The sequence below is a fragment of the Porphyromonas sp. C0026D3 genome (assembly GCF_056590775.1).
This window is the reverse complement of the sequence record NZ_JBWPWU010000010.1, coordinates 20,744-27,655: the sequence shown is the minus strand read 5'-3', so window position 1 is coordinate 27,655 and position 6,912 is coordinate 20,744. Positions and strand designations below refer to the sequence as shown.

At 54.1% G+C, this 6,912-nt stretch carries 4 protein-coding genes; all 4 read right to left on the bottom strand.

The features are described from left to right. Positions 1-510: 510 nt before the first annotated feature. Entirely contained in the window at positions 511-1,431 is a 921-nt protein-coding gene (locus AC1EK1_RS08195; protein WP_480307025.1) for an OmpA family protein, read from the bottom strand. A gap of 27 nt (positions 1,432-1,458) precedes the next feature. After that, positions 1,459-3,633, bottom strand: coding sequence for an outer membrane beta-barrel protein (locus tag AC1EK1_RS08190; RefSeq protein ID WP_480307023.1), 2,175 nt, complete (start codon positions 3,631-3,633; stop codon positions 1,459-1,461). Between the two features lie 309 nt (positions 3,634-3,942). Further along, positions 3,943-4,941 carry a hypothetical protein gene (locus tag AC1EK1_RS08185; RefSeq protein ID WP_480307021.1) on the bottom strand — a complete coding sequence of 333 codons (999 nt, stop codon included), beginning with the start codon at positions 4,939-4,941 and terminating at the stop codon, positions 3,943-3,945. Positions 4,942-5,077: 136 nt separating this feature from the next. Then, positions 5,078-6,910, bottom strand: a complete 1,833-nt coding sequence (locus tag AC1EK1_RS08180; RefSeq protein WP_480307019.1) for an ABC transporter ATP-binding protein — start codon at positions 6,908-6,910, stop codon at positions 5,078-5,080. Between the last annotated feature and the right edge of the window lie 2 nt (positions 6,911-6,912).

Sequence of the window (6,912 nt, the reverse complement as noted above, 5' to 3'; positions counted from 1 at the left end):
GTGATCGTCTTTTCCCGGGGGTCATCGTCGGGGCCTTTGCCCCTCCTCGACCACCCGGCTATGAAGGAGCGACCCCTAGCGGGGTCGGCAGGCCCATCTTTCTCGACCCTTGCTTTTTCGTTTTGGAAGTATCTTTTGATTGAGTTCACCAATGGGTCAATAATTTTGGTCACTAAACGGTCGGCAATATTGGGCCGGAGAGGTTTGGTCGGCAGCACCCCGCCAGGGGTGCCTCTTTCATAGCCTGGGTGTCGAGGGGCGAAGCCCCGAAGACCCCGGGTCCACAAGCCCAGCACTCCTCTCCCGACCCCGCCAGGGGTCGCAAAGCAGGTCGGCCGGTTTGGGTCGGTAGATTGGGTTGTAAGACAGATCGGGGACATGGGGCCACCAAACGGGTGATCGCTCCATCGTCGACACTATTATATATACGGGACGAGGGTGTGTCCGGTCGGACACACCCTCGTCTTGTCTTGCCGATCCACAGGGGATCGTTTGTCCCAAAGTGGGGGCTTACTTACCCTCTTCTTTGTAGTCCGGGCGGATATCCACACGACGTGCGTCGGGGTAAATATCCGTGGTGATCTTCATGCTATCGATACCGGAGGGTATGACTTTCAGCAGGCTCCGGCTGACTCCCTTGCTTTCGAGGTAGTCGGCGCATGCTTTTACGCGGCGGCCGGATAGCTTGTTGTTGTACTTCATGTTTCCTTCGGGCGAAGCATATCCCCTGAGGGTGATCCCCATGTTGTTGATCTTGATCCATGCGGCAGCGTTGTCCAGTACTTTTTTGGCATCCGGAGTCAGCTTGGAGCTGTCGAATGCGAAAAATACTTGGCTGAGGAAGTGCTCCATGGATGCGGCCTTGGCACCTGGTGCCAGGGCGACATGGGTGTCGGCGGCCTTGGGGTCTATGAGGGCATTGGTCGTTGCGGGAGTCAGTGTGGCCATCGGCGTGGTGGCTCCCTGTTTGCCTAGGAGACTGAGGATGGTGTTGGGATCCAATTCTCCCTTGCCCAGTAGTAGCAGTATGAGGTTTTCCAGCCTGCTTATCCGTCTCTCGTACTCATCGGCATAGGAGCGTCTGAGGGCCTCTTCGAGGAGACGCTTCTTGAGCGTCTCGATCTTGAAGTCGTTGAGGACCTTGGCTTTGTTGATCTGCTCTTGTGCCGGTGCACGACTGGCGACGATCAGCTTGGCGATGATCTCCTCGGCCTCCTCCTGTGTGATTGGGAGGAGTGCGTTGTCGGGGAGTTTGTCGTAGTTTTCGATGCCTACGATGTCACCAAGGTTGAGTCGGGCCGGGCTTCTCTCCTCTACCACTACCACGCTGTCGGGGGTGGGCATCACCACGCGCTCCACCCGTTTTTGGGCTGAGGCGCTCATGGCAATGGCACCTAGGCCGAGCGTCAAGAGTAGTGTTTTTGTTTTCATAAACATTGGTTGTGAGAGGGGTTGTCTTTAGAATACAAAGCGGTACCCAATCGCTATCTGGTTGTTGCGGAAGAGGGTACGTGCAGAGTAGTCTGCAAAAAGCTCACCCATGCCATCCTGCAGTCTGTAGCTGGTACCGAGGATGATGTTGGATCCGAGGCTACCGCCACGGCCGTTGTTGAAGAACCCTAGCCCAAGTCCTGCATAGGGAGCAAAGGCGGTGTTTTTCAGCGGAAGGTTGTAGATCACGTTGCCGCTGACTGCGTAGCCGGTCTTATTGCCACCAAATCCTGCCATCAGCTCGGGCACGAAGTCAAAGTTGGTGTCGCTGATCTGCATGTAGCCACGTACTCCTAGCATCCACTGTGTGCCTTCGCCGAAGTTGATACCGGTGAGTGCGGCGATGCGGTTGAGCTTGAGGTAGCTGTTTTGGCCACCGGCCTTGGCGGGTGTGCCATAGACGGCTTGTGCATCGGATGTATTGGCCGGAGCTACTGCGGGGCGGATGGGAGCGGCAGGCTGTGTGTAGCCGGTACCAGGGGCAACAATAGTAGTGCCGGTGGTGTGGCCTGCTTGGTTCTCGAGGCGGTTGATGCGTGCGCGGAGGTCAGCGATCACTTGTGCATCTGTGGCGTTGGCGGCTACAGCGCACTTGCCTTCGCGTGCGTTTTGGGTGTTGAGTGCGGTGAGGACGATGTCCATCTCATCTTGTGTGAAGAGGGATGCACGTGCCGACTCCTCGCTGCGGATCTTCTTCATGATGCGATCCACCATATCCTCAAACTCCTGCTTGGTCATCATGTTCTTGGCGTTGACATAGACGTCGCGTCCAAACATGTCTCGACGAGCACGGATGATGCGCTCTTCCTCGCGTGTTGTGCTCTGGTCGGCACGTACGTCGTTGATGCGATCGTTGTCCATTCCCTCGAGTGCGTCACTGAGCTCGTAGGCGGGGCGACCAAGGTTGATGCGCAGTCCGGTGGTGTAGCTGATGCTGTTGACGATATCGCTGGGCTTGTTGATGTTTTTCACATCGACACCATTGAGGCGGTCGGTCATGAGCATGCTGTTGACTGTACCGTAGAGGGCAAACCAGCGAGACATCGGGATCTCCAGTCCGGCACCGATCTGTGCGTAGAGGTTGTGGGTGTCGAAGCGTTGCTCGGCTTGTCCGGTATTGGCGGCGAGGATCAGGTTTTTGTCATCCAGGTAGCCGGCACCAATCTGTAGGTAGGGCACGATACCACGAGGTACATTGAGGCGAGCGACGAGGTCAGCTCCGTACATGCGGTAGTCTTTGTTGAAGTCTAGGCTCAGCTTGTTGGGCTCCTTGGTTGCCTGATAGTAGTAGGCGCGGACACCTACGAGGCTGGAGAAGTCCATGCCGACTGCACCTCCGATGAACCACTGGTCTTTCAGAGGCAGCTTGTCGCTAAAGTTGACATACTTCAGACCCGGCTCGAGGACAAACTTTGCGCCACGGAAGCCATCGCTGTAGAGGCTTCTGTAGTGGCGTGCATCGCGGCTGTTGGCGATGGAGTTGCCACCGAGGTAAAAGTCGAGTGATGCCACGGCTTGCCAGTTGCCCCACTTTTTGTTGGAGTTGGCTGTGCTGGGGGTGAGGAATGAGTTGTTCGCATCCATATTGAACCGAACATTGCGTCCCTCCACTGCAAGTGCGATGCGGTCGGAGAGGTTGGCCTTCATACCGAGTCCGGCAGTCCAGTAGAGTTGTTTTTCTTTTGACTTGGCGTCTTGGATTGCTCCGTCGGCAGTCTTGGCGTCGAAGGGGTTGTAGTCCATTACTTGCACGCCTGCACCGGCTGTGATGTAGGGCGCAAAGGTGTAGCCGTTGAGGAGGTTGACCTTCAGCTCACCACCTACGCGGGTGACGTCGATACTCATGCCATCGAGCTTTTGGAGTGCCTGCTCATTGAGGATGTTCCAGCTCTTGCCCTGGAGGGCATGCTTGAGGTTGAGGGACTTCTCGGCGTTGGCGCGAACTTCAAAGAATGGGCCAAAGCCAAATCCTACACGAGCTCCGTAGAAGGGGGAGTTCTTTAGGTTGATATTTTCATTCCACCAGTTGTAGGAAAAATAAGGTGATACGGTCACACTGACATCCTGCACTTGAGCCTTTGCGCTGTTGAAGGCAAAGGTTGCAAGCAGACAGGCAGTGATGAACATCTGTTTTCTATTCATAAACATCTTGTTGTAAAATTAAAAAATGTTGAGATCTTCATTCCCTATATTTGCAAAGGTACATAAATTATACGCCACTTGTTCGGAAACAGTGTGTCTCTTTTGCAAAATCGGTGGAGTGAAGCACGGGTTGTACCTCTCGTAAGAATTTGGTAGTCAGTTATTCACCCCTTTTATGGCCCATTGGTTTGGCACCGACAAAAAAAGGACCTCTGTGTGAGGTCCTTTTGGGGGACACCGGTGGCAAAGAATGCTCGCCCCGATGGGAGGAGAGGCCAATGCTGCCGGTGTTGATTGAGCTAGGTGGGGTCAGTAGCCTATCGTAAAGTCATTGGGCTTCTCGTTGTTCTTTACCATCTTGAAGCCGGTGGGTCGCTCCTGACTTTTGTCCATCGTGTATTCCAAGTGGAAGGTGGCAGTGTCCACTCCGGAGCTCTTGTGTACCTTTCGGACAATTTCGGAGGGGAGGTTTTGGGGTTGCAGGACGTTGAACGGTAGGTGGTTCATCAAGGTCAGTAGGTAGCCATGCCCGTCGTTTGCTGTCAGCTCAATGAAAGAGATATTGGTGTGGTTGATGAGTTTGCTGTACTTCATATCCAAGGTCATTAGGACTTTCAGTGGCTGCCCCACCTGCCCTTCCTCTACTTTGATTGCGGTGATGTTTTCTTCAGTCCAGGTGATGGTGATGCGGTTGAGGTCGATATGGTATACCTCGTAGTCTTTGGCCCGTCCGTCGGAACCCTTTCTGCTGTAGGTGTCCTTTATGTCAAAGCTGATGATGCGACCCTTTTTGTCGGTCTTTAGGCTGCTCGGGTCATAGATCCACTCTTCCTTTTTCCCATCTTTGTAGTGGCGTTTTTCGGAGATGAAGACAAAGTCGTTGGCAATGACGCCCTCAAAGAAGTTTTGCGTGTCGAGCTTGCCGGGTGCTTCGTAGTTTTTGATGGTCACTACTTTGTCGCTGTAGCTGAAGGTCTTCTCTGTGGGTGGGTCTCCCGGGGTGTCGGAGGAGAGCTTTATGCTCGTGATGCGCTTGTCGGTATCGTAGGTGTATGTGGTGGTGATGAAGATGCCTTGGTAGGGACTTGTGCCGATGGATCGGACCAAAAACTTGGGTGCGGGCTTCTCTTTTTCGGGATTGGGGGTGGGTTTCTTTTTCTCTGGATTGGGTGCCGGTTGTTCTTTTTTCTCCGGTAGTTTTGGAGTGCGTGAGTGATCTCTACCGTTGCAGGCAAATAGGCCCATGCTGAGGAGCAAGAGACTTGTGGCAATGATCTGTACTTTGGCGTAAGGTCTTGTCGTTGTCATAAAAACGTTTGTGGGTAAATGTTCAAAAAAGCACTCGTCTCTCCTGCTTTTTCAAAAAATGCCCCCAAAGGTATAAAAAAGGAAGAAATCTCCCGGCTATGATTTTCAGAAAAAATCCTAACGAGGGTGGGGTGGACTAGAAGGATTGCATCTGGATGAGTCGGGCATAGCGTCCGTTGTGCGTGATCAGCTCTTGGTGTGTGCCGATCTCGGCGATCTCTCCTTGGTGGAGGAGGACGATGGTGTCGGCTCCGATGATGGTGGAGAGTCGGTGGGCTATGATGATGGTGGTGCGTCCCTGCATGAGTCGGTCGAGTGCCTGCTGTACCAGTTTTTCGGACGCTGTGTCGAGTGCGGATGTAGCTTCGTCGAGTATGAGGATCTCGGGGTCTTTGAGGATGGCTCGCGCTATGCTGAGTCTCTGTCGTTGTCCTCCGGAGAGTCGTCCTCCTCGGTCACCGATATTGGTGTCGTAGCCTTGTGGCAACTCCATGATGAAGTCGTGTGCGTTGGCAATCTTTGCGGCTCGGACGATCTCGTCGTGAGTGGCTTGTGGGTTGCCAAAGGCAATGTTTTGGGCCACGGTGTCGTTGAAGAGGATGGCCTCTTGGTTGACGTTGCCCATGAGTCCTCGTAGGTCTGCCTTTCGGAGGTCTCGTATGTCGGTGCCGTCCAAGGTGATGGAGCCCTCCTGTATGTCGTAAAATCGTGGGATCAGGTCGACGAGTGTGCTTTTGCCGGATCCGCTCTCGCCAACGATGGCGATGGTCTTACCTTTGGGTATGGTGAGGTTGATGTCTCGGAGGACCCATTGGTCGGTGTACCTAAAGCTGACGTGATCCAGCGTGATGGCATGTCGGAAGATGAGAGGCTTGGGGTCTTGGGGGTCTGTGATCTTGTTTTGGGCTAGGAGTATTTTGTCTACTCTCTCGAGGGAGGCCAGTCCTCTCTGAATGGTGTAGGCACTGCGTGTGAGCTCTTTGGCGGGGTTGATGATGCTGTAAAAGATGACCAGGTAGTAGATGAATGCGCTGGCGTCCATGGCTTCTTTGTGTCCCAGGATGAGGGTGCCACCGTACCAGAGGACGATGGCGATGGCAGCTGTGCCCAGGAGTTCGCTCATGGGATGTGCGAGTTCTTGCCTCTTGGAGATGTGCCCGGAGATCCTACGGAAGCGGTCGTTGTGGGTCTCAAAGCGTTTTTTCATCATGGGCTCGGCGCGGAAAGCTTTGATGACCCGCAGCCCTCCGAGTGTCTCCTCGATCATGCTGATGAGGAGGCCCCACTGGTTTTGTCCCTCAAGTGAGGTGCGCTTGAGTTGCTTGCCCACCAGTCCCATGATGTATCCGGCTATGGGGAGCAGTATGAGGACAAAGATGGTGAGCTGTGGGCTGATGAGGATCATTGCCAGGAGGGAGATGAGGATCATGAGGGGGTTTTTGATGAGGAGGTCGAGTGAGCTGACGATGGAGCTCTCGACTTCGTTGACATCTCCCGTGATGCGTGCGATGATGTCTCCCTTGCGCTCATCGCTAAAGAAGGCAAGGTGTAGCTGTAGGACTTTGTCGTTGATGGCGTTGCGGATGTCGCGTACTATGCCTGTCCGGACCGGGATCATGCAGTAGAGTGCCAGGTACTGTACGGAGACTTTGAGTAGGGTGATGCCGACGAGGTAGCAACCTAGGATGATGAGGGTGTTGGAGGCTCCGTAGCTATCGATGAGGCGGGTGATGAAGTAGTTGAAGTTGTTTTGGATCACCTCCATCATGCCGGCGGTGCGGACTTCACTCCAGGGAATGAAGGCGTAGGTGGTGGTGTCGATGCTAAAGAGCACCCTGAGGATCGGGATGAGGAGAGAAAAGGCAAGGAGGTTGAGCAGTGGCGAGAGGATGTTGAAAAAGACATTGCCGACGACGTACCACTTGTAGGGAGGTACAAATCTCTTTAGTGTCTGGAAGAACTGCTTCATTG

What these genes read in the sequence shown, in the direction of transcription:
- AC1EK1_RS08180 (WP_480307019.1), bottom strand. Translation starts at nt 6,910, where the DNA reads ATGAAGCAGTTCTTCCAGACACTAAAGAGATTTGTACCTCCCTACAAG.
- AC1EK1_RS08195 (WP_480307025.1), bottom strand. Translation starts at nt 1,431, where the DNA reads ATGAAAACAAAAACACTACTCTTGACGCTCGGCCTAGGTGCCATTGCC.
- AC1EK1_RS08190 (WP_480307023.1), bottom strand. Translation starts at nt 3,633, where the DNA reads ATGAATAGAAAACAGATGTTCATCACTGCCTGTCTGCTTGCAACCTTT.
- AC1EK1_RS08185 (WP_480307021.1), bottom strand. Translation starts at nt 4,941, where the DNA reads ATGACAACGACAAGACCTTACGCCAAAGTACAGATCATTGCCACAAGT.